At 38.1% G+C, this 23,709-nt stretch carries 21 protein-coding genes; 10 read left to right on the top strand and 11 right to left on the bottom strand.

What is annotated here, in order from left to right; all coding sequences use genetic code 11:
- Window positions 1-70 precede the first annotated feature (70 nt).
- The 4 genes from CWD90_RS02260 to CWD90_RS02245 all read left to right on the top strand — a co-directional run bounded on the left by CWD90_RS02260 (window position 71) and on the right by CWD90_RS02245 (window position 4,270).
- Window positions 71-1,792, top strand: coding sequence for a GMC family oxidoreductase (locus CWD90_RS02260; protein ID WP_103474315.1), 1,722 nt, complete (start codon window positions 71-73; stop codon window positions 1,790-1,792).
- Window positions 1,793-1,795: 3 nt separating this feature from the next.
- Window positions 1,796-2,515, top strand: coding sequence for a gluconate 2-dehydrogenase subunit 3 family protein (locus CWD90_RS02255; protein WP_103474314.1), 720 nt, complete (start codon window positions 1,796-1,798; stop codon window positions 2,513-2,515).
- A 44-nt stretch (window positions 2,516-2,559) separates the two neighbouring features.
- On the top strand, window positions 2,560-3,393 hold the full coding sequence (locus CWD90_RS02250; protein ID WP_103474313.1) for a sugar phosphate isomerase/epimerase family protein: 834 nt from the start codon (window positions 2,560-2,562) through the stop codon (window positions 3,391-3,393).
- A gap of 121 nt (window positions 3,394-3,514) precedes the next feature.
- A complete protein-coding gene (locus CWD90_RS02245; protein WP_239986434.1) occupies window positions 3,515-4,270 on the top strand; it encodes a M15 family metallopeptidase in 756 nt (251 codons plus the stop codon).
- Between the two features lie 87 nt (window positions 4,271-4,357).
- Here the strand turns inward: CWD90_RS02245 and CWD90_RS02240 are convergent, their stop codons facing one another.
- The 7 genes from CWD90_RS02240 to tsaD all read right to left on the bottom strand — a co-directional run bounded on the left by CWD90_RS02240 (window position 4,358) and on the right by tsaD (window position 11,266).
- A complete protein-coding gene (locus CWD90_RS02240) occupies window positions 4,358-5,545 on the bottom strand; it encodes a THUMP-like domain-containing protein (protein WP_103474312.1) in 1,188 nt (395 codons plus the stop codon).
- A gap of 7 nt (window positions 5,546-5,552) precedes the next feature.
- Window positions 5,553-6,641, bottom strand: coding sequence for an AI-2E family transporter (locus tag CWD90_RS02235; RefSeq protein WP_103474311.1), 1,089 nt, complete (start codon window positions 6,639-6,641; stop codon window positions 5,553-5,555).
- 3 nt (window positions 6,642-6,644) lie between these two features.
- Window positions 6,645-7,295, bottom strand: a complete 651-nt coding sequence (locus CWD90_RS02230) for a DUF4159 domain-containing protein (protein ID WP_103474310.1) — start codon at window positions 7,293-7,295, stop codon at window positions 6,645-6,647.
- A gap of 145 nt (window positions 7,296-7,440) precedes the next feature.
- Window positions 7,441-8,157 carry a 16S rRNA (uracil(1498)-N(3))-methyltransferase gene (locus tag CWD90_RS02225; RefSeq protein ID WP_103474309.1) on the bottom strand — a complete coding sequence of 239 codons (717 nt, stop codon included), beginning with the start codon at window positions 8,155-8,157 and terminating at the stop codon, window positions 7,441-7,443.
- Window positions 8,158-8,193: 36 nt separating this feature from the next.
- Window positions 8,194-9,654 (bottom strand): outer membrane protein assembly factor BamB family protein, encoded by a 1,461-nt coding sequence (locus CWD90_RS02220; protein WP_103474308.1) that lies wholly within the window; start codon window positions 9,652-9,654, stop codon window positions 8,194-8,196.
- Window positions 9,655-9,775: 121 nt separating this feature from the next.
- Complete coding sequence (locus CWD90_RS02215) at window positions 9,776-10,123, bottom strand: TfoX/Sxy family protein (protein WP_103474307.1); 348 nt, start codon at window positions 10,121-10,123, stop codon at window positions 9,776-9,778.
- Between the two features lie 117 nt (window positions 10,124-10,240).
- On the bottom strand, window positions 10,241-11,266 hold the full coding sequence (gene tsaD, locus CWD90_RS02210) for a tRNA (adenosine(37)-N6)-threonylcarbamoyltransferase complex transferase subunit TsaD (protein ID WP_103474306.1): 1,026 nt from the start codon (window positions 11,264-11,266) through the stop codon (window positions 10,241-10,243).
- Window positions 11,267-11,374: 108 nt separating this feature from the next.
- Here tsaD and CWD90_RS02205 point away from each other — a divergent pair, with 108 nt between their 5' ends.
- The 4 genes from CWD90_RS02205 (at window position 11,375) to CWD90_RS02190 (ending at window position 18,824) form a co-directional block, all read left to right on the top strand.
- Entirely contained in the window at window positions 11,375-15,682 is a 4,308-nt protein-coding gene (locus CWD90_RS02205) for a translocation/assembly module TamB domain-containing protein (RefSeq protein WP_239986433.1), read from the top strand.
- Window positions 15,683-15,876: 194 nt separating this feature from the next.
- Window positions 15,877-16,863 (top strand): 6-phosphofructokinase, encoded by a 987-nt coding sequence (gene pfkA / locus CWD90_RS02200; protein WP_103474305.1) that lies wholly within the window; start codon window positions 15,877-15,879, stop codon window positions 16,861-16,863.
- A gap of 24 nt (window positions 16,864-16,887) precedes the next feature.
- Window positions 16,888-17,889 (top strand): type I glyceraldehyde-3-phosphate dehydrogenase, encoded by a 1,002-nt coding sequence (gene gap, locus CWD90_RS02195; protein ID WP_103474304.1) that lies wholly within the window; start codon window positions 16,888-16,890, stop codon window positions 17,887-17,889.
- 83 nt (window positions 17,890-17,972) lie between these two features.
- Complete coding sequence (locus CWD90_RS02190) at window positions 17,973-18,824, top strand: N-acetylglucosamine kinase (protein WP_103474303.1); 852 nt, start codon at window positions 17,973-17,975, stop codon at window positions 18,822-18,824.
- On the opposite strand, the gene CWD90_RS02185 is transcribed toward CWD90_RS02190, so the two are convergent.
- The 3 genes from CWD90_RS02185 to CWD90_RS02175 all read right to left on the bottom strand — a co-directional run bounded on the left by CWD90_RS02185 (window position 18,817) and on the right by CWD90_RS02175 (window position 20,960).
- Window positions 18,817-19,197 carry a RidA family protein gene (locus tag CWD90_RS02185; RefSeq protein WP_103474302.1) on the bottom strand — a complete coding sequence of 127 codons (381 nt, stop codon included), beginning with the start codon at window positions 19,195-19,197 and terminating at the stop codon, window positions 18,817-18,819. The genes CWD90_RS02190 and CWD90_RS02185 overlap by 8 nt on opposite strands.
- A gap of 208 nt (window positions 19,198-19,405) precedes the next feature.
- On the bottom strand, window positions 19,406-20,185 hold the full coding sequence (locus CWD90_RS02180) for a hypothetical protein (protein ID WP_103474301.1): 780 nt from the start codon (window positions 20,183-20,185) through the stop codon (window positions 19,406-19,408).
- 61 nt (window positions 20,186-20,246) lie between these two features.
- Window positions 20,247-20,960 carry a class I SAM-dependent methyltransferase gene (locus tag CWD90_RS02175; protein WP_103474300.1) on the bottom strand — a complete coding sequence of 238 codons (714 nt, stop codon included), beginning with the start codon at window positions 20,958-20,960 and terminating at the stop codon, window positions 20,247-20,249.
- A gap of 63 nt (window positions 20,961-21,023) precedes the next feature.
- Between CWD90_RS02175 and CWD90_RS02170 the strand changes: the two genes are divergently transcribed.
- Both CWD90_RS02170 and CWD90_RS02165 read left to right on the top strand, forming a co-directional pair.
- Entirely contained in the window at window positions 21,024-21,521 is a 498-nt protein-coding gene (locus CWD90_RS02170; RefSeq protein WP_103474299.1) for a YkgJ family cysteine cluster protein, read from the top strand.
- A 95-nt stretch (window positions 21,522-21,616) separates the two neighbouring features.
- On the top strand, window positions 21,617-22,468 hold the full coding sequence (locus CWD90_RS02165) for a sterol desaturase family protein (protein ID WP_103474298.1): 852 nt from the start codon (window positions 21,617-21,619) through the stop codon (window positions 22,466-22,468).
- On the opposite strand, the gene CWD90_RS02160 is transcribed toward CWD90_RS02165, so the two are convergent.
- A complete protein-coding gene (locus CWD90_RS02160) occupies window positions 22,459-23,706 on the bottom strand; it encodes an exo-beta-N-acetylmuramidase NamZ family protein (RefSeq protein WP_103474297.1) in 1,248 nt (415 codons plus the stop codon). The genes CWD90_RS02165 and CWD90_RS02160 overlap by 10 nt on opposite strands.
- Window positions 23,707-23,709: the final 3 nt, after the last annotated feature.

Raw genomic sequence — 23,709 nt, 5'->3', positions numbered from 1 at the left:
TTTGGATAAAAAATTTTAATTTAAACTCTTTTTAAACTTATATTGAACCTCAAAATTAATTACTTATAGTATGCAGATAAAAGAATCCTCAGAAATTTATGATGTAATCATTGTCGGTTCGGGTGCAGGTGGTGGTATGGCTACAAAGCAGTTAGCTGATGCCGGCCTCAATGTTGCCGTTGTCGAGGCTGGACCGTTTTTTGATCCAGCAGACCCGAAAACCATGAACCAATTAAAATGGAATTACGAATCTCCAAGAAGGGGAGCGGGCACCACTAGGGCATTTGGCGAATTTGATGCCGCTTATGGCGGTTGGGAGATAGAAGGAGAGCCATATACCCGTGAACCTGGGACCGAATTTGATTGGTTCCGTTCACACATGTTAGGGGGACGTACAAACCACTGGGGGAGAATTTCTCTGCGTTTCGGACCTAAGGATTTTAAGGGGAAGACTAGGGATGGTCATGGAGAGGATTGGCCGATAGGTTATGATGATGTAAAACCGTATTATGATAAAGTAGATAAATTAATCGGGGTATTTGGCACGAATGAAGGCTTGGAGAATGATCCAGATGGATTTTTCCTTCCTCCACCAAAACCAAGATTACATGAAATTTTCTATATAAATGGGGCTAAAAAGGCAGGGATACCTACTATTCCGGGTAGACTTTCCATGTTGACCAAAAGAATTAATGCGGATCGTGGTGTGTGCTTCTACTGTGGGCAATGTTCACGTTCCTGTTCCGTTTATGCTGATTTCTCATCAGGAAGTTGTCTTATATTTCCAGCTCAAAAAAGCGGTGGGCGTGTTAAATTATTCGTCAATTGTGTAGTTCGGGAAGTGACCACCAATGAAGAGGGGAAAGCTACAGGAGTGTCATACATCAGTAAGGATGATAGAAAAGAGTACAAATTAAGAGGCAAAGTTGTGGTCTTGGCGGCTTCCGCCTGTAGCTCCGCGCGTATTCTCTTGAATTCGAAAAGCAAACAGCATCCTAACGGATTAGGAAATAGTAGTGACGTTGTTGGTAAATACCTGCACGATTCTACCGGTGCCAGTAGAGCTGCTTTTGTACCTGCATTGATGGACAGAAAAGTGTCCTATAATGAAGACGGGGTAGGTAGTAACCATGTCTACTCTCCGTGGTGGGGAGATAACTCTAAGTTGGACTTTCCAAGAGGGTATCATATTGAAGTCGGTGGGGGTATGAGAATGCCGGGCTATGGTTTTAGTTTTAATCCTAATGAGTTTAATAAGTTTTTTGGGCTCAAAATTGGAGGTTATGGAGATAGCTTGCGAGATGATGTCAAAAAATATTACGGATCCGTATTAGGAGTTGCCGGAAGAGGCGAGGGTATTGCCCGTAAGGACAATTATTGTGAAATTGACCCTACCACAGTGGATGAATTTGGTATCCCAGTATTGAAGTTTAATTACAAATGGTCAGATTTAGAGAAAAAGCAGGCCAAGCATATGCAGGACACCTTTGAGGAGATTTTCCACAATTTAGGGGCTGAACCGTTAGGCGATAAGCCAGGCAAAGACCGTGATTATGGGTTAGAAGCTCCTGGACGTATTATCCATGAAGTGGGAACCACTAGAATGGGTAATGACCCCAAAACATCGGTCACTAATAAATTCAATCAATTGCATGATGTGGACAATGTCTTTATTGTAGATGCAGGACCTTTTACATCCCAGGCGGATAAGAACTGTACTTGGACCATTTTGGCATTATCTTGGCGCGCCAGTGATTATATTATTGAACAATTAAAACAGAAAAATATCTAGACCATGGATAGAAGAAAGAGTATACAGACAATAATTCTTGGTGCGGGCGCATCTGCCTTGGCCTTTCATGGCTGTAAGACCGATGGAGTCGATACAGCGAACGAAGCCGTTGCCGCTGCCGATAACACCCATTATTTTGGCCGTACCCCTGAGGAATTGGAGCTAATTGAAAAATTAAATGCGGAACAGCTTTTTACCGAACACGAAATGGAAACCATAGCGGTGTTGAGTACAGTAATACTTCCTCCTAAAGGCCCCAATGGAGGTCCTATAGAGGCAGAAGTTCCTGAATTTATAGAATTCATGGGTAAGGATATCCCTGAGATGCAACTTACGCTTAAAGGTGGACTAATGTGGTTGGATCACAAGAGTAATACCGATTTTGGAACTGAATTTAAATTGGCGACCCTTGAACAGCAAAAGCAAATATTAGATACCATTTGTTATCACGATCCTAAAAAATCGTTGGAGGTGCAACCGCTTGAAATACAATTTTTCTATATGATGCGCGGATTGACCATTTGTGGCTATTATTCCTCCAAAGTAGGAGTAGCTGAACTGGGCTATAAGGGAAATACACCTAACGTCTGGGATGGTGTTCCTCAGGACGTGCTGGATCAGCATGGAGTAGCCTATGATCCCGAATGGATTGCTAAGTGTATCGATCAGAGTACTAGAAACGAAATCGCTACTTGGGATGACAAGGGGAACCTATTGACATAGGTATCCTTTTAAGGTGCTTAAAAATAGGAGTAATTATATATAAGATGAAGAAATTACAGGTACTATGGCTATTTTTAATAGCCATAGTTTTTTTCGGATCTACAAATGTAACCGCACAAGAAGTTGGATTGCAATTGTACAGTCTTAGAAATCAATTCAAGGAGGATATTCCGAGCACTTTAAAAATGGTCAACGATTGGGGTATCCGTATTGTTGAAGGTGGAGAATCCTATGGTATGCCAGAGGAGAAATTTAAAGGCTTACTTGCTAAAAATAATTTAAAGGTGGTTAGTATTGGTGCCAGCTTCGACGATTTAGCAAATACCCCGGAGGAGGTTATAAAAAAAGCCAAAAGTTACGGCGCTGCCTACGTAATGTGCGCATGGATACCGCACGATGGAAATAATTTTGGATTAGAAGACACTAAAAAGGCCGTTGAGGTCTTTAATAAAGCGGGAAAACTTTTAAGGGAAAATGGATTAAAATTGGCATATCATGCCCATGGATTTGAGTTTAGGCCCTATGGAGATGGTACGTTGTTCGACTATATGGCGGAGAATGCGAACTATTTCGACTTTGAAATGGACGTGTATTGGGTGCATCACGCCGGCGTTGACCCCCTTAAATTACTTAAAAAATATCCTTCAAAATTCATTTTAATGCATTTAAAGGACATGGAAAAAGGCACCAAAAAAGATGATACCGGTCATGCAGATGTTGAAACCAATGTGGTTCTGGGTACTGGCGAAGTGGATATCGCCGGGGTGGTGGCCGAATCCAAGAAATTGGGAATCAAATATATGTTTATAGAGGACGAGTGTTCCAGAGTAGTGGCCCAAGTGCCAAAAAGTTTAAAGTATTTGGAGGGACTAAAATAGTCACATACATTTAATGTCCGTTTAAACTTATCACAAAGGCCTCTATTTAGAGGCTTTTTAGATTATTTGACTAAGATTGAATAGTCAGTTGAGGATTGGTTGGTAGAGCTTAATATTGGTAATGAAAAAAATGAAAAGGATTTTGATAGGTTTTAAGGGAATAGCGGTTTTGGCTGCAATTCTTTTTTTTAGCTGTAAAGAAGTTACTGTAAATAATAAAGCTATTGAGGATGTTGAAACTGAACTAGAGATAAGGGATTCCGTAAAAATTACAATTGGGAAGAAAGAAGAATTGTCTGTGGCCAAACTTAAATCCCTTGAGGGTCTGGCCGATACGCTTTTTGTTCGGTTGGCCGATTTCAGTGATGATTTTGTATATGACCTGCGCTACGCTACGGAAAACAACTTTTTAAAAGCCAAGGTTTACGATTGTGCGGAATGCTACACTAGGGTGAAAACAGCCCGAGCACTTCTTTTGGCCAATAAGGAATTTATGGGGAAAGGATTTAAAATAAAATTTTATGACTGTTATCGCCCAAATGATGTGCAATATAAAATGTGGGCCATAGTCCCGAATCCGCAGTACGTAGCCAACCCAGTCAAGGGGTCTATACATAATAAGGGTGGTGCCGTAGATATTACCTTGGTTACCTTGCAAGGCGTGGAATTGGACATGGGTACTGATTTTGATTTTTTTGGAAAAAAGGCTTATCATGATAATTTGGATCTTCCTAAATCAGTTCTAAACAATAGGTTGTTGTTGAAGGAAACCATGGAAGAATATGGTTTTTGGTCCATTCGAACGGAATGGTGGCATTACAATCTTGGTACTGCATCTAACGATAAGGTGGCTAATTTTAAATGGGATTGTGATTGATCGGGGTCTTGGCTTTGGTTATTTAGATATGAGTTGCTCTTTTAAGGGGATAGCTCAGGGCTATATTCTTGGCTGATTCAAGCGATTCTATTTAGCCTCTGTTTTAAGACATTCAATGACAATTTTGTCACCTTTGGAATTGGTGGTAAAAAAGAGATATACTTCCCCGCCGTCCTTAATTTTATATTTTTTCCTCAGGTCTGCCACGTTCATCGGAAAATTACGCACCGTAATATTAGCCTTGGCTAAGTTAAGTTTTTGGATTTCTTTTTTATTGAAAGGAATGGTTTTTACAATCTTAAACACACGTCCTGGAAATTCGATTAATTGGTTATTGGTGTATAAATGTGAGTGATCGTGTAGCTTGTATAAATTAAATCTGTTCCCAACGGTTTTAAAAGCTCCGGACTTTAAGATGGCCGAATTGGGCTCGTACAAATATTTCAGTGGATCGGAGAAGTTGGAAAGGGCCATTTTCTCTTCTCCCTGTATAAAATGGAAACCTTCCATTGTTAATCCGTTGAGATTTGCTGTTTTTATAAGCACTTCCCCATTGTGCCCCCGTTCCAATATCCAGAGAATTTCCTTGACTTCATTTTTAACGGAAATAATATGAATTTCCTTAACGAAGTCCAACTCCTTAAGACCAGCCGACAGATCCAGAAGGGGAGAGGTCTTTATCATGATTTTCTTGGCCTTCCCAAGAATGGCTTCTAGATTATCGGGTACATTAGGAAGGCAATCGGACAACAAAAAAACCTTCCCCTTGGCATCATGTCGCCGAGAGGGGTCTATAAATACCCAATCAAAAACAATTTCTGAATTTTTTAAAAAATCTATTCCATCCATTGCATGTGTATGGATGTTGGCCCTACCCAATACCTTGAAATTATATTCGGCTATTTCGGATAGTTCCCTATTCATTTCACAATGATGGACCTGTTCTATGCCTTGACTAAAAAAATAACTGTCTACCCCAAAACCCCCTGTCATATCCAAAAGAGTTTCGCCACTTAACAACCCAGCTTTATATTGGGCGGTGATTTCGGATGAGGTCTGTTCTATATTCACTTTGTTGGGAAAGTAAATGTCAGGAGTGCCAAACCAAATGGGGAGTTTGTCCTTGCATTTGTTCTTGGCTTCAATTTGCTCCGCAACTTCTTTATTGGTTACACCCTTTAAATGCAATGGTTTTAAAAGCATAGTTATAAGGTTGCTCCCCAAATGTTCGCTTATATAATCTTGAATTTCAGATGTTAAAATATTTTTATTCAAGGTAGAATTATAGATTTTTTGTAAGCGATTTTACAATTTTATTATCTGCGAAAAATTCCTTTAGGATTACCTTTATAGCGGTATAACCTGGTACGGCAATAATCATTCCCGTGACTCCAAATAGTAATCCCCCAATAATGATGATCAGAAAAATCTCCAAGGGGTGCGACTTTACACTATTGGAAAAGATAAAGGGCTGGGAGAAAAAGTTATCCACCAACTGACCAATGATAAAACCTATCATTACATAACCAGTCTTAGGTAAAATCACGCTACTAAAATCCGCACCCACATTACTGGTCATAGTTAAAACAGCCATTAATAACCCACCAATTATTGGACCTACATAGGGAATTAGGTTTAAAAGTGCGCAGAGGAAGGCGATGACTACTGCATTTTCAATTCCAAAGACGAATAGTACTATGGAATATATGACAAACAAGATCAGGATCTGAAAAACTAGACCAACAAAATATCTGGAAAGCAGATTCTTAATGGTTTCCATGGAATTTTGAAATCTATTTTCATTGTTTTTTGGAATAAATGTAAGTATTGATTCCTCAAAAAGCTTACTGTCTTTTAAAAAAAAGAAGGCTATAAATAACACTGAAAACAGCCCTACACTAAAACTTCCTAATATGCCGATTACTGAATTTAGGAAATCTGGAATAATCCCAAAGTTAAAGTTCGAAAACAAATGTGAATCTTTGATGCTTTGTTCCAAATCTTTTGATTGAACGCCAAAATATTCAAGGAGCTGACCATATAGACCTTCAAAATTGTTTTGCAGGGCATCCATGTTAAGAAGAGATAAGTTTTGTCCCTGTTTAATTAACAACGGAACAAACAAAGCAATGACCCCGCCAACAATTCCTATAAGGAATATCATCGTTATAATAACCGCAATGGTGTTGTTGAATTTCAACTTTTTGCGAAAAAAAAGTACAATTGGGCGTCCAATTAAACTGGCCACAGCGGCTATGGAGATGTATACTAATACAGCGCTAATTTTGTGTAAGAAAACCAAAAGGATAACAATGGCTACAACAATTCCAAGTGCCCTTAAAATACCTTCGGCAATAGTCTTTGGTGTCATATATTAACTTTTAAAAACGTAGGAGATTATATTGGCCCCCATTTGCAAAGCCATTAGGCGAACCTCTTTGGAGTCGTTATGTACTTCTGGGTCTTCCCATCCGTCTCCGAGGTCGCTTTCAAAGGTGAAAAGTAATATCAGACGATTTTGATCGAAGATTCCAAACGCCTGGGGCCGTTTGCCATCATGTTCATGAATCTTTGGCAAGCCTTTCGGAAATTGGTATTGCTGCCGGAATATGGGGTGGTCGGCACCTAATTCCGTCAGTTCTTGGTCTGGAAATACTTTGGTCAATTCCTTACGCAAGTAAGGTTCCATACCGTAGTTGTCATCTATATGTAGAAATCCTCCAGCCAATAAATAGGTTCTTAGGTTGTCCGCTTCCTCTTGAGAGAAATGTATGTTTCCATGCCCGGTCATGTGTAAAAAAGGATATTGAAAAATATTTGAGCTACCTACTTCAACAGTATGTGGTTTGGGATCGATCGTAGTCCTTAATTGTTGGTTACAGAAATTTATTAGATTTGGAAGTGCAGTGGGGTTGGCGTACCAATCACCCCCGCCTCCGTATTTTAAAATGGCAATTTCTTGGGCATATAAGGTGGTGGCCATAAAAAAATTGAAAATTAACAGGATTGCAACTAGCTGCTTCATGTACACTCGGAAAATTAAGGTATTCAAATTTAAGAATATTAACGAGTTAAAAAACAATAAGGAAAGGTATATCTCACTATGGCGTGCTACCGAGAGGTTTTATCGCAGCCTATTGTTTAACAAGTATTGTTACTAAAAGATGCTCTTAAGGAGTTTTTTGCAAGTTAATTAATGCTATGGTGGTGCAGGCTACAATGGCGGCAGTTTCTGTCCGTAACCTAGTGTTTCCCAAAGCAACAGCTTGAAATTTGTTTTCTAAGGCCAATTTAATCTCTTCAGGAGAGAAATCCCCTTCTGGACCAATTAATATAGTAGTATTTTTATGGGCCAAGGCCGACTGTGATAGTTCCTTTTTTTTGTCTTCCTCACAATGTGCTATGTAGATTTCACCGCTTCTAGATTGTGTCATAAATTCCTTAAAAGTGATGGTAGGATTTAATTGAGGCAAGAATACTTGTAAAGATTGTTTCATGGCTGATTGGATGACCTTTTCCATGCGGTCCATTTTGATAACCTTTCGTTCGGAATGGTCGCAAATAACTGGCGTAATTTCATGAACCCCGATCTCTGTAGCTTTTTCCAAAAACCATTCGAAACGGTCGTTCAGTTTTGTTGGCGCAACCGCCATATGAAGTTGATATGGTTTTGGGGGTATTTGGGTTTTTGATATAATTTTAGCAACACACTTCTTGTGATCTGGGCTCAGTATTTCGGCTTCAAACCAAATACCCTTACCATTGGTAATTTGCAGGATATCTCCGGATTTTTTTCGCAATACCTTGGAAATATGCCGACTCTCATCAGTTGGAAAAATAAATTGGTCCGTGTTGTTTTCTAATTCAGGATGGTAAAACAGTTGCATAATTTTTGGATATTTCGATTTTGGGAAGACTTAGATTTAATGGTCGTATACCCCATTGTAATTACTGCCCATATAACTTCCCCATTTTATTTTTTGACTTATTGGGATATCTGTGTCTATCCTGTTTATTTGTAATCCATCAAAGGTATATGTTTGTTTAAGATTTGTACCATGAATATAAATGATATCCAAAAATCCATTATTGTCTAAATCTCCAACCCATGGCGTGGACGATAGATTATTGCCTTCATAATTTAAATTTAATTTGATGGTTTCTTTTTTGGAAAAATCGATAATGGCCAGATCATTATAAAAGTATTTCATTTGTAGGCTATCAAACACTTGATAGTTCATTGGTAAAATCGCCTCTTCTTTTCCATCATTGTTTAAATCTACCGCTATGGGTGTGCTCATCTGATAATATCCCAACGAGTCCTTTAATTCTACTTTGCCATTTTTTCCGTTAACCATAATTTGTTTGGACCATTCCAAGGTTGGCCACTTACCTTGGGCATAGGAGGTAAAAAAATCCGGAATGGAATCATCGGTGAAATTCCCTATGGCCATAGAACTATGGGCTTGGGTATCCGGTATGATCACGCTCCAAATGGGTTCATAGGTTTTACCATCAAATGCTAACATTCTGCCATCAAAAGTATTGGCCACAATGTCATGAACGTCATCATCATTTATATCCACCCAAGCAGCGGGTCCAATGAACCCTGTAGCTTCCCCAGAGGCCAATTTAACCGAGTTGGATATATCACCGGTCATGATATCTTTTATAGAAGTTGCATACAGATTACCAGCTATGGTTTCTCCGCCAGTCCCATAGATTACGTTTGTAAATTCTTGGGATTCATTAGGCAATATGGTTACGGACATATAGGTCTCCTTTCCATCAGGCATTGGTGCTTTCTGTATTAATTCACCATTTTTACTGTTCAAAATCACCAAATAGCCCACAGGCCTATCAGGGTCATAGGGTTCTTTTAGGACATTGCCTCCGTTGGATACCAAAATATCTTCCTGTCCATCATTATTCTGATCAGGAATAAATTGAGGATTGTAAAAGTTGAACCAATCTTTTTTTTGATTCTTTGGAGGTTTAAACCGCCAAATTATTTTTCCAGTTCTCCCGTTAATAGCCAATAATTGTGCTGATCGGCCACCAATAAACACATCATTTACTTGGTCATTGGTAATATCTTTGAGAGTAGCCGAACCGAATATTTGATCTTTTGCCGATACTTTCCAAAGTAATTTTCCGTCTATACCGCTTACGGCAATGACAGCAGAATCGGAGGACTTTAATTCTTCCTTGCCGGCCCCTATAATAATATCGCCAGTACCATCTTGATTCAGATCTGCTATTCTTGGAGAGGAAAAAGTCCCGATACCAGGTAATTTTTTCGCCCATGATTTTTGAGAAAATGCAGAATTTTGAAATACTAAGATCATGAGTACAAGGCCAATGTAAAATTTATTGTACCTCATATTTATTTTAAAATATGTATAAAATATTTTTTTTTAAGCTTATGGGTATGGTGAAATATAATAGTCAGTATTATCATCCCATTTAGTGCGATTGTTCAGATACATAGGTTAAAAGTGATGATTACAGATGCTTCAATTTTTGTTTTGCATGTTCCAAACCCAATTCGATATAATTCAATAACTTTTCCTCCGTGGCAATTCCTTCTTCGGAAACATAAATAAATTCTTTCATGGGGCGTTTTGTAAAATCCATGGGTCTCACGTGTTTGGATTTTAGAGTTTTTTCCATTTTGTCGGAGATGACCCTTACCATAAGATTGTCCTTTACAATACCAACGGTCATTTTTCCACTATACAAAAAGGCTAGTCCACCAAACATTTTCTTTTCTGTAATTTTAGATCGGACAGATTGGGGTTGCAATTCAAAACTCCCCCTAATACGTTGTGCAAATTGTTCGTTGTATGCCATAATATTTAAAAATATTAAGATACAAAATCCATGTAAATGAATTGCATTAAGATTACAGTATCTGTTGTGCAGTAACCTGAGGTTATAACCAATTTTATATTTTAGATAATGGACTTTTTATTCGATTACATATCTCGCCTTGGCGGTAACACTTTGATCTACAAAGTTTAATTCTTTGTATTTTAAATATCCCACTATACCGATCATGGCAGCGTTATCCGTACAATATTCAAATTTGGGAATATAGGATGTCCATCCCCATTTATCCTCCGCATTCTGCAAGGCCTGTCTAATGCCTGAATTAGCAGAAACTCCACCACCTATGGCTATCTGTTTTATCCCAGTTTGCTTTACAGCCTTTTTTATTTTATCCATTAATATATTGATGATGGTATATTGGATGGATGCACAGATATCGTTCAGGTTTTCTGAAATAAAATTTGGGTTCTTTTTGGTTTCCCGCTGAATAAAATAGAGTATACTAGTTTTTAATCCACTGAAACTAAAGTTGAGTCCATCCACTTTGGGCTTCGGGAAGGGAAAGGCTTTAGGGTTGCCCAATTGTGCATATTTGTCTACCAATGGCCCGCCAGGATAGGGAAGTCCCAATATTTTAGCGCTTTTGTCGTAAGCTTCCCCTACGGCGTCATCTAGAGATTCTCCTAAAATTTCCATTTTAAAATGATCCTTAACCAATACAATTTGTGTATGTCCTCCACTAATGGTCATTGCCAAAAACGGGAAGGAAGGTGTTTTGAAATTTTCTTCCTCAATAAAGTGCGATAAAATGTGGGCTTGCATGTGGTTAACCTCAATTAATGGAATGTCCAATCCCAGGGAAAGCGATTTGGCAAAGGAGGTTCCTACCAATAAAGAACCCATAAGTCCTGGTCCGCGTGTAAAAGCTATGGCGGATAACTGTTTTTTATCGATATTTGCTTTGGCTAATGCTTGGTGTACCACAGGGACTATATTTTGTTGGTGTGCCCTTGAGGCAAGTTCGGGAACAACCCCCCCGTATTCCTCATGTATTTTTTGCGTGGCCACAACATTGCTTAGTGTCCTATTGTTGCATAATACCGCCGCAGATGTGTCATCACAAGAGGATTCAATGGCAAGAATATAAATAGTTTTATTTTCCACTTTGTTTGGAATAAAATTTGAATGTACAAAGGTAAAACATAAAGCCCTATCAAAAAATTAAGAAAAATTCTAGTCAGAGTATTTTTGGTGCTCGTTCTTATTTGCGTTTTGGGTAGTGTAATACTTTCTCTGCCGTTTGTCCAGACCCGTTTTGCCAAGTATGCCACTACCGAGATCAATAAAGAATATGGCACTAATATTAATATTGAGCGCTTAAGGATTTCCTTAATTTCATGGGATACTTCGCTGAAGGGTGTTTATATCGAAGATTACAAACAGGATACGTTGTTCTACATAGATAATTTAAGTACTTCTATCTTGAATGTTCGCAACCTGGTGAATGGTAAACTGGAGTTTGGCGATATTGCCATTGAGCGACTCAATTTTAAGCTTAAAACCTACCAGGACAACAAAAACACCAATCTAGAGGTTTTTATTGATAAATTGGACGATAAAAAACCGCGTAAACCCGGAGCGCCCCCATTTTATTTTTCTTCCGCAGATGTAGAAATTACGGATAGTAAATTTAGGCTCATTGATGAAAATCGAGAGACCACGGAAATGCTGAATTTTAATAATCTAAACATTTCGGCCTCTGAATTTACTATAATTGGCCCGGACGTAAATTCTAATATAGAAAAGATGTCCTTTCGAAGTACAAGGGGGGTGGTGGTAGAAAAAATGGCTACCGAATTCAAGTATACAAAACAGCAAATGCGTTTTGATTCCTTAAGCATTAAAACGCCTCAATCGAATATATTGGGTAAAGTGGTATTCGACTATGATAGGGAAGACTTTAAAGATTTTTTAAATAAAGTAAAAATTGACGCTGAATTCATAGAGTCCACGGTGGCCTTGAATGAAGTGAACCTGCTTTATAATCAATTTGGGAGCGACAAAATAGTAACATTTTCCACTGTAGCAAGCGGAGTATTGAACGATTTGAATACGAACGACCTGTTTTTGACTATGGATAATACAGGTATGCGTGGTGACTTTAATTATAAAAATTTGTTCACCAAGGATGGCAAATTTGCCCTTATGGCCAATATGAAGAATGTTACTTCCAACTACTATGAACTAAGGGCCCTGCTACCCAATATTTTGGATGTATTGCCGTCTTCAATCCAGAGATTGGGCCAGTTCACCGTCCGGGGCGACGCCCTTATCACAGAATCCTCTATAAATGCCAAAGCCAACATTAACACCCTAATTGGAAGTAGTTATGTGGATCTGGAGCTTACAGATATTGATCACATAGACGATGCCTCGTACAAGGGGTTTGTTTCTCTAATCGATTTTGATCTTGGAAATCTAATCGAAAGGGAAGATGTGGGTATTACAAATTTGGATTTTAATGTGGAGGGCAAGGGCGTCGTTATGGAATATTTAAATACCGAAGTCATTGGGCAGGTATATTCCTTAAATTTTAATGGCTATGATTACAAGGATATTAATGTTTCGGGGATTATAAAAGAACAACTTTTTGATGGGTCCCTATTGTGTAGGGACGAAAATATTAAGTTTAGTTTTAAAGGTTTGGCGGATTTTGCCGAAAACAGAAATAATTTCAATTTTATTGCCTCGGTTGATTATGCTGATCTCAAAAAAATAAACTTTATAAAGGATAGTGTATCTATATTTAAAGGCGATGTAAATATGGATATTACCGGAAATTCCTTGGACAATATTGTAGGGGATATAAAGTTTTCCAAAACCAATTACCAGAACAAAAACGACACCTACTACTTTGATGATTTTAAAGTTTCATCCACCTTTGAAAATGATAGTACCCGAATTATTGATATTAATTCCCCGGATATCATTACGGGATATTTAAAAGGCAATTTTAAGGTAAAGGAACTCGGCAGGTTGCTCCAGAATTCTTTGGGGAGTATTTACACGAATTATAGACCTTTCAATATTTCAAGTAATCAAAGGTTGGCCTTTAATTTTAAAATTTATAATAAAATTGTGGATGTGTTTTTTCCAGAGGTGAAATTTGATCCAAATACTTTTATAAAAGGAAATATTATTGCCGATGAAGGCGATTTTAAGCTCACTTTTAAATCGCCCAGTATAGTGGCCTATGGTAATGAATTGGATAATATAGATATAAAAATAGATAATAAAAATCCATTGTTTAACACCTATGTTTCCATTGGGGACCTTGCAACTCCCTACTATGATGTAAAAGATTTTAATTTAATAAATACCACCTTAAAGGATACTTTGTTTTTTAGAACGGAATTTCGTGGTGGCAGTGAATACAACGATAGTTATAACTTAAATTTCTACCATACCTTTAATAAGGAGAACAAATCTGTTATCGGCTTAAAGACTTCGGATATCAATTTTAAAGGAAACAAATGGATACTGAACAAGGACGGAAATAATAAGAACAAGGTAATTCTCAACAAGACACTGGATAGTATTACTATTGAAGAAATAGTAATGAACAATAGTGAACAGGAGCAGATTCGGTTAAGGGGGCAGTTGGCCGACTCTACTTATAAGGATGTAGAGCTTCAGTTTAAAATTGTAACACTGGGCAAGATCACACCGGCCATAGATAGTTTAAAGTTGCATGGGGAGGTGAACGGTACTCTAAACGTTTTACAGAGGGACAATGTTTATCTGCCGTCCTCCAATTTAAATATTAAAAATTTTGGTGTAAACGATATTACTTTGGGAGATTTAGCCATTGGTATAGTGGGCAACAGGGATTTGACCGATTTTGTTGTGAATACGTCTTTGGTGGATAAAGGGAATGAAAAGCTGAGTGTGGTTGGCAATATCTCCAATCGGGAAGAGATTCCCCAGGCCAATCTTATAGTGGATTTTAATAAGTTTAACTTAGAGCCATTTAGTCCATTGGGAGAAGGCGTTATAACCAATATCAGGGGGTTATTGCAGGGTAGCGCCATATTAAGGGGGCCTATAAATAATCCCGATATGAGTGGTGTGTTATCCTTGAATGAAGCTGGTTTGGCTATTCCATATTTAAACGTAGATTATAGTTTTGCTCCTTTCTCAAAGGTTAGATTGTCCAATCAAACCTTTGATTTTCAAAAAATTAAACTTACCGATGTGGCCATGAATACCAAAGCCACCTTGGATGGTACTATAACCCATAAGTTATTTAGGGATTGGAGTTTGGATTTGGATGTTGATACCAATAATGATCGTTTCTTGATTTTGAATACACCGTTCAAGGAAGAGGTATTGTATTATGGAGCTGGTTATTTAAATGGTACAGGGAGGATATTTGGACCAACCAATGCCCTTACGATAAATGTAGATGGTGAAACGGCAAGAGGTACCTCTTTGAAAATTCCAATTAGCGATGTGGTTAGTGTTGGGGATTTTTCCTTTATCAATTTCGTTGGTAAAAAAGTAGAAAACACGGATACGGCACAACGCGTTTTAAAAGAGGTGGAGGGGCTGGAACTGGCCTTTAATTTGGATGTCACCCCTGATGCGGAAGTCGAAATTGTAGTGGATACCAAAACAGGCAGTTCATTAAAAGGCACAGGTGCCGGGATTTTGTTCATTGAAATCAATACCAATGGTAAATTTAATATGTACGGGGACTTTGTAGTGGTTACAGGACAGTTTCGTTATAAGTTTGGCGGAATAGTGGATAAAACCTTTAAAGTAAAACCAGGGGGTAATATAACTTGGGAAAGGGAGCCCCTAGCTGCACAACTAAATATGGAAGCCATCTATTCCTTAAATGCCAATCCCGCTCCGTTATTGGATAATCCCGGGTATACCAGGCGAATACCAACCGATGTGGTGGTAAGTCTTACCGGGGAATTGGAAAGCCCTATTATAGATTGGAGAATCGATTTTCCGGGTACCAATTCCATTGTTAAATCTGAATTGGAGTATAGATTGCAGGATCCAACCATTGCAGAAAGAAATGCATTGTTTCTTTTGGCGCAAGGATCATTTGTCAACGACCAGACAGGTATCAATCAACAAGCGGTTACAGGAAATCTTCTTCAATCTGCCTCAGGAATACTCAATTCTTTATTGGCTGGGGACAATGATAAACTCAATTTCGGATTGTCTTATGAACAAGGTATTTTGGATCGGAGTACCGATATTCAGACAGAAAATAGGGTAGGGGTTACTTTGTCTACCCAAATCAGTGATAGGGTGCTGTTAAACGGAAGAGTGGGGGTTCCGGTCGGGGGCGTTACTGAAACTGTGGTTGCTGGGGATGTGGAAGTCCAGATTTTACTTAACGAGGAAGGAACTCTAAGTGCTAAAATATTTAATAGGGAGAATGAAATTCAACAATTCTTAGCAGACCGTCAGGGTTATACCCAAGGTGTTGGACTTTCCTATCAGGTAGATTTCAATAGTTTTAAAGAGCTATTGCGCAAAATTTTAGGAAGGAATAAATAGCTGCTTTTAGGGCTATTTTTAGTCGTTTTCGGTAATTTGGAAAAAATCACTTTTTGCTAAGAATTGATTATGAATTTAACAATTCCCAAGAAAATATTCAACGCAAACGTTTTAGTGCTCCACTATTGTCAAATTAAAGCCAAACTCTCGTATTTATTGGAATAAGTTTGCTAGTTTTGCCTTTTAAAATTTTTATGGCTTCAGCAATAAAAAAGATTGGTGTATTTACATCAGGAGGAGACTCACCGGGAATGAACGCTGCTATTAGGGCAGTCGTGCGTACTTGTGCTTATTTAAAAGTAGAATGTGTTGGTATCTATAGAGGATATGAGGGCATGATGGAAGGTGATTTCAAAGTAATGGACGCGCGTAGCGTAAATAATATAATTAATAAAGGAGGAACCATCCTTAAGTCGGCCCGTTGTATGCCATTTAGGACCAAAGAGGGTCGCCAAATAGCCTATGACCAACTAATTGCTGCAGGTATAGATGCCTTTGTAGTTATTGGTGGAGATGGTAGCTTTACAGGAGCATTGACCTTTAATAAAGAGTTTAATTTTCCAATTATTGGAATTCCTGGTACCATTGATAATGATATTTTTGGGACCACTTATACCTTGGGTTTTGATACAGCTTTAAATACAGCTGTTGAATGTATAGATAAAATTAGGGATACGGCCAGTTCACATAACAGACTTTTCTTTGTAGAGGTTATGGGAAGGGATGTTGGTCATATAGCCCTAAATGCTGGTGTTGGTGCAGGGGCAGAAGAGATTTTGATTCCAGAGGAAAACCTTGGTCTTGAAAGATTATTGGAATCTTTAAAGCGCAGTAAACAATCCGGGAAATCCTCTAGTATTGTAGTGGTTGCGGAAGGGGATAAAACAGGTAAAAATGTTTTTGAACTTAAAGAATATGTGGAAGAGCATCTTCCTATATATGATGTTCGTGTTTCTGTATTAGGACATATGCAACGAGGGGGTGCACCATCATGTTTTGATCGTGTTTTGGCCAGTAGAATGGGTGTTAAGGCGGTAGAGGCATTGTTGGAAGGGAAAACCAACCTAATGGTGGGTATTCAAGATAATACCATTACACTTACACCGATCAGTAAAGCAATAAAAGGACATACAAAAATTGATAGGGAGCTAATGAGGGTTTCTGATATCATGACAACATAATTTTAAACATTAAAAACAAACAAAATGTCAAACTTGAAAATAGGGATTAACGGTTTCGGAAGAATTGGAAGATTGGTCTTCAGAGCTACTGTAGAAAGAGATAATGTAGATGTAGTTGCTATTAACGATTTGTTGGATGTTGAACATCTTGCTTATTTGTTGGAATATGATTCAGTGCATGGAAAATTCAATGGTACTGTTGAAGTAAAAGATGGTCATTTGGTAGTAAACGGTAAAACCGTTAGAATTACAGCTGAAAGAGATCCTAAAAATTTGAAGTGGGATGAAGTTGGTGCAGAAATCGTTGCTGAATGTACCGGTATTTTCACCACTTTGGAAACTGCGCAATCACATATTGATGGTGGTGCCAAAAAGGTAGTTATTTCTGCTCCATCGAGCAATGCTCCTATGTTCGTAATGGGAGTTAACCATAAAGATGCCAAAGCATCGGATACAATTGTTTCTAACGCTTCTTGTACTACTAACTGTTTGGCTCCAATGGCGAAAGTATTGAACGATAGTTTTGGTATCGAAGAAGCTTTAATGACTACTGTACACGCTACAACGGCTACACAAATGACTGTAGATGGTCCTTCTAGAAAGGATTGGAGAGGTGGTAGAAGTGCACTTTTGAATATTATTCCTGCTTCTACAGGGGCAGCTAAGGCTGTAACCAAGGTTATTCCATCGTTATTAGGTAAATTAACAGGTATGGCTTTCCGTGTTCCAACTGCTGATGTTTCTGTGGTGGATTTAACGGTTCGTTTAGAAAAGGAAACTTCTTATGAAGAGATAAAGAAGGCGTTTAAAAAGGCTTCTGAAGGAGAATTAAAAGGGATTTTAGGATATACTGAAGAAGCGGTTGTTTCTCAAGATTTTATTGGTGATGCCAGGACCAGTATTTTTGATGCTGGAGCAGGAATTGAATTGAATTCTAAATTCTTTAAGGTTGTTTCTTGGTATGATAATGAGTCTGGATATTCCAACAAATTGGTTGATCTAGCGCAATACGTACACAAATTATAATCTTATTGGTATTAATTTAATGAATCCTGAAAGTGAGCAATATTTTGCTTATTTTCAGGATTATTTTTTAATAAACTTGTTATATGATATTGATTGTAGATAGTGGCGCAACAAAATCGGATTGGATTGCCCTGGATGAGAAGGGAAACCAGTTGTTCATGACCCAAACTTTAGGATTAAGTCCAGAAGTATTGACCCGTCCTGTAATCGAAGACCGTTTGGCCAATAATTTTGAACTTTCCAAGAACAGGGAGAATGTAACTCAGTTATTTTTCTATGGGGCCGGTTGTGGTACAGATAGGATGAAAAATTTTTTAACAGAGATATTTAATGATTTTTTTCCTAAAGCAAAAGCAGAAGTCAAGGAAGACACCTATGCTGCAATATTTGCAACTACAAAATTAGGGCAACATGGAATAGTTTGTATTTTAGGTACAGGCTCCAACTGTAGCTATTATGATGGTGAGCAGTTACATCAAAAGGTCACCTCATTGGGCTATATTCCGATGGATGATGGTAGTGGTAATTTCTTTGGAAGAAAATTGATACGGGACTACTATTTTAACAAAATGCCGCAAGATTTGGCTACCAAATTCGCCAAGGAATATAATTTGGATGCCGACGTAATCAAGGAAAATTTATACAAACAACCTAACCCCAATACGTATCTTGCCACTTTTGCTAGATTTATTGTGGAAAATAAAAATCATCCTTATTGCAGGGGGGTTATTGACAAAGGCTTTCAGCAGTTTATTAATAACTATATCATGCAGTTTGAATTGGCTACAAAAGTTCCAGTAAGTTTTGTGGGCAGTATTGCCTATTACTTGCGTGAAGAACTAGCAACCGTTATTGAGAGAAATGATTTAGTATTGGGTGTTATTAGGCAAAGACCAATTGAAGGTCTTGTTGATTTTCACAAAGCCTCTATTTAACAGCAATCATAGATATTTCCACGTTTACAAACTTGGGCAGATTTGCTACTTCAACAGTTTCCCTTGCTGGAGCAGTGTCCGCATCAAAATAAGCACCATATACTTCGTTTATTTGTGCAAACTGGTGCATGTCCTTGACAAAAATTGACGATTTAACAACATTTTCAAAAGTCATTCCTGCCTCGGTAAGAATGGCTTTTAAATTTTGCATGGATTGCTCCGTTTCCTTTTTGATATCCCCTGATACTAATTCTCCTGTTTTAGGGTCTAATGGAATTTGTCCGGAAATGTATAAAGTGTTACCTGTCAGAACCGCCTGATTGTATGGTCCTATTGGGGCAGGGGCATTATTTGTGGTGATTATCTTTTTCATAAAAATGGATTCTATGTCTATTTAATTGTAAAATTAGGGATTATTATTTAAGAAACTAGAATTTGACGTGTGTGTAAGTGTAAATGAATTCGACGGTATAATTCTAAGAATTTAAATCCGTTAACATGGGATCCTTTGTTTCTATTGTTGCTCTTATCCGGAATGTCTAGAGTTGGGAATTACTTGTATTGGGCAATTGGTTTTAGTGCTATTTTCCGCCATTTGCTTGTAGATCTAGAATACATTCCACACCAAAACTTGGAATTGCGCCATTTTTAGAAGTCAACATTTTAGCCATTCCCCAACCAAATTGGAGTTCTGCGCGCATTAGGCAATTTTGCACATTACAGTGGCTTTTAGCCTCGGTATCCTGATGCTCGTTTACGGAAGGGGTTCCTAATTCTACTAAGCCAAATAGGTGGCCTGCTTCATGGTTTAAAGTGGCAGATTCAACTGTAGAATTATTAATTAGGGTACTCCGAGCGGCCAATTTTCTAATAGTGGCTTCATAAATAACCATGGACGTATTTCTGTAAACAGCCCCAAGGGTTACCAAATCTTCTTCTGGCTTGTCATCATCGGAAGGTGCATCGGTAAAATAAATGTAAAGCCCTAAGGTGTCTCCGTTATTGAAAATAGTTCTATTTTCTTTTTCCAAATCGGAAATTTCTTCAATGGAAAGACTATCCTTTTCTGGGGAATCCAATTCCTTATAAATAATGCTAATATTATCTTTGTGGGCTCGTTCGTTCAAAAGGTCCACAAAATTCGAGATAGCCGTCTCTGTAGGGCCAAAATTGGTTACATAACCAATTTCGATTACTAAATTTTTAAATTTGGAGTCAGAAAGTAGGTCATTGGCAGAATCGCCCGGACTTTTTAAATTTGCTGTCTTGTCTACCTTTAGGGTTTCGCTTTCATTAGAGTCTTTAGAACAGCCTAGAATAAGTGCAAAGGTCAAGAAAAGTAAAATGGATAACTTCTTCATTTTTAATAAATTTGGAATAAGGGCATGTTACTTTAAAGATAACGACAAATTTCCATAGGTATTACCTTATTTGTGTAAGTTTAGCTAGATAGTCGTAATGTTTTCCTTTGCTTACAAGTTCACAAGCCAAGTTATTGGCGTTTGCCGCACGTTGTAAGGTGTTGTAATCCAAATACAACCAATCTAGAGGTTCGCTTTTATCTCCTTTATATTCCATTTCGAAGGTCACCTCTCCATAATAATTTTGGTCCTCGGGAATCCAGTATCCGCCATCCTCATCTTCATCATACATATAAATAATATCGCTGGAATCCAAGAGTATTTGACCTTGAGGTTTTAAAAGCGATTTTAAATGGGTAAAAAAGGAGTCGATGTTTTTTAACTTCCCCACAATACCTATTCCGTTCATAAGCATTAGTAGGGTGTCAAATTTTTGACCGTCAAAATCATGGATACCGGATAGAACGGTGTGCTCTACTCCACGTTGCCTACAGGTTTCTATGGCTCCGGCAGAATAGTCCAAGGCCGTAACGGGAAAGCCTTTTTTTTGTAAATAAAGACTATGGCTACCTGCACCACAGCCAATATCTAGGACACTGCCTTTGCAAAGCTTCAAGGCTTCTTGTTCTAAAGGCGGCATTTTTTTAAAGTCCCTGAATAAGTAGGGGATAGGGATAATGTCCTCTTCGTCCAAGGAAGAATAGGTCTTGATATCTTCGGTGTAATTCCCTGATTGATACTCCAATAGTGCCTTTCCTAGAATGTCCTTATTCATTTAAATTTGTAATTTACATGCAAATGTGAGACTTTTAACCAACTTTTAAAAGTTTATTCCATAATGCATGAAGTAATTAAGCATCTTCCCAAACTTGCACAAGAGAAGCATAATGAGAACAAAAAATTCTTTGGTAAATTAAAGAAAAAACCACCAAAGGATTTGGATTATATTATGCAAGACCTGCATGACACTGAATTTAAAAAGACCAATTGTTTAAACTGTGCCAATTGCTGTAAGACTACCGGTCCCTTGTTTACCAATGCGGACGTGGAGCGTATTGCCAAACATTTCAGGATGAAGCCCCAAAAATTTATTGATCAATTTTTGAGATTGGATGAGGATAATGATTACGTGTTGCAAGGGGTTCCCTGTACTTTTTTGGATGCAGATAATTACTGTTCCATATATGATGTTAGACCCAAGGCCTGTCGTGAATTCCCTCACACCGATAGGAAGAAGTTTCAGCAAATAAGTAATCTCACCCTAAAAAATGTGGCTATTTGCCCTGCGGCATATAATATTGTAGAAGAAATGAAAAAAATAATACATCTTAAGTAATTGGGTTTTATAGTATTTTTAATAACAGTAATTCGAAATCATCCAAATCATTTTTTTGCATCTAATGTCAGGTAACTATTTTATAAATTTAAAAAATGGAATCCATTTATACATATTTTGAAACTATTCCTCCCGCACACCGAAGTATCATATTGGTATCAGGAATTGCCTTTTTTTGGATATTGGAATATATTATCCCCTTGTTTCAGTTAAAATATAGCAAGATAAGACATGCCGGCATTAATATCTTTTTCACTCTTACTACCATCCTTGTAAATTTCCCATTGGCTTTTTTACTCTTAAAAACTAGTGATTGGACCATGGCCAATAATTTTGGGGTGCTCAACTGGTTACCCATTATGCCGATTTGGCTAAAGGTATTGATGGGGGTAATGTTGTTGGATTTATTGAGTGCATGGTTGGCCCATTGGGTAGAGCACAAGGTTAAAGTGCTATGGGGCTTTCATCTAATTCATCATACCGATCATGAGGTAGATACTACTACGGCGAATAGGCACCACCCAGGGGAGAGCGTGGTTCGCTTTGCATTTACCTGCTTTGGGACCTTGGTGGTTGGAGCGCCCGTGGCCGTAATAATGATATATCAGGCACTTTCGGTTGTTTTGTCGCAATTTAACCATGCCAATATTTCACTTCCAAAAAAGGTGGATGATAGGTTGAGTTGGATAATTGTCTCACCGGATATGCACAAAGTGCATCATCACTATAAATTGCCATACACCGATAGTAATTACGGTAACATCTTTTCTATATGGGATCGTCTCTTTGGTACTTTTTTGAAGTTGCCCAACGATCATATTGTATACGGCGTGGATACCTATCCCAATGAAAAGGAGAATTCGGATATACGGGCTTTATTGAAAATTCCATTTAAACGTTATAAAGCTCCAGAAAAAGTGGATTTGAAATCCACAGGTCAATTGTAAATTAGGTATTTAGCCCTTATTTCTTTGAAACGATTGATGTCGTTTTGCCAAGTTTTCTTAATTTCTTTTTGGGAAAGTCCGGCTTCTATCTGCTTTTGTAAGCTTGAAGTCCCCGCATGTTTGGTAAAGCCACTGGTGTTGAAAAATAGGCTCTTATCTTTGGTATTCCCATAAGCATCCAATATATAATCCAAATCCACAGTATTCATTATGGGAGTTTGTGACAGGTTCTTGCCGTAACAAATTTTTCCGTTGTGTTTAGGGTCCTTAGACCCAAAATTTGGGACGGGAGTATATTTAAAATCGTACTGGGTACTGTCCATAAAGGGAGCGCCATAACGCTGAAATTGAAATTCCGTTCCACGACCTGCATTAACATTGGTGCCTTCAAACAATCCCAAACTTGGATAAAGATAAATTGAGGTATTGTTTGGGAGGTTGGGAGATGGTCTAATAGGTAATATATAATCTTTGTGATGATCGTAGTTCTCCATGGGTATAACGGTTAGGTCTGCTACAACTTTATTTTTCAACCAGCCTTCTTGATTGATCATATTGGCATATTCCCCAATGGTCATCCCATAAACCAATGGGATATTGGTCATTCCCAAGAACCCTCTATGCTCGGTTTCCATGGTAGGACCATCCACATAATGACCATTTGGATTTGGTCTATCCAAGACAATTATTGGAATATTGTTTTCGGCACATGCCTCCATGACCAATTGCATGGTAGCTATATAGGTGTAAAATCGCACCCCTACATCCTGAATATCGAATAAAACAATATCAAGATCTTTTAATTGTTCTTTGGAGGGCTTACGGTTTTTTCCATACAAAGAAATTATGGATAGTCCGGTTTTTTCGTCCTTGCCGTCGCTTACCTTTTCTCCAGCATCGGCTTCACCCCGAAACCCATGTTCTGGTGCAAATACTTGTTTAATATCTATGTTCCGTGCCAAAAGCGAATCCACAATATGGGTAAAAGAAAAGGGTTCGGTATCCTTAAAGATAACACTGGTCTGATTGGCTACAATGCCGACCTTCTTTCCTCGGAGTATAGGTAGATAAGTTTCGGTTCTGTTGGCGGCAACCACTATGGGCAAATCAGTTGCAAGGGTATCTTGTACAACTGTGGGATTAAGTTCCTTATTATGGGCTTTGGTGGGGTTTCCACAAGAAGAAAGTGTAAAAAACAATAATAAAACTGTATTTTTGAAAACGGAAAAAACTACCATAAA

Source organism: Arenibacter catalasegens (assembly GCF_002909235.1).
Taxonomy (GTDB): domain Bacteria; phylum Bacteroidota; class Bacteroidia; order Flavobacteriales; family Flavobacteriaceae; genus Arenibacter; species Arenibacter catalasegens.
Note: the sequence above shows the minus strand (reverse complement) of the source record. Positions and strands in the feature narration are given on the sequence as shown.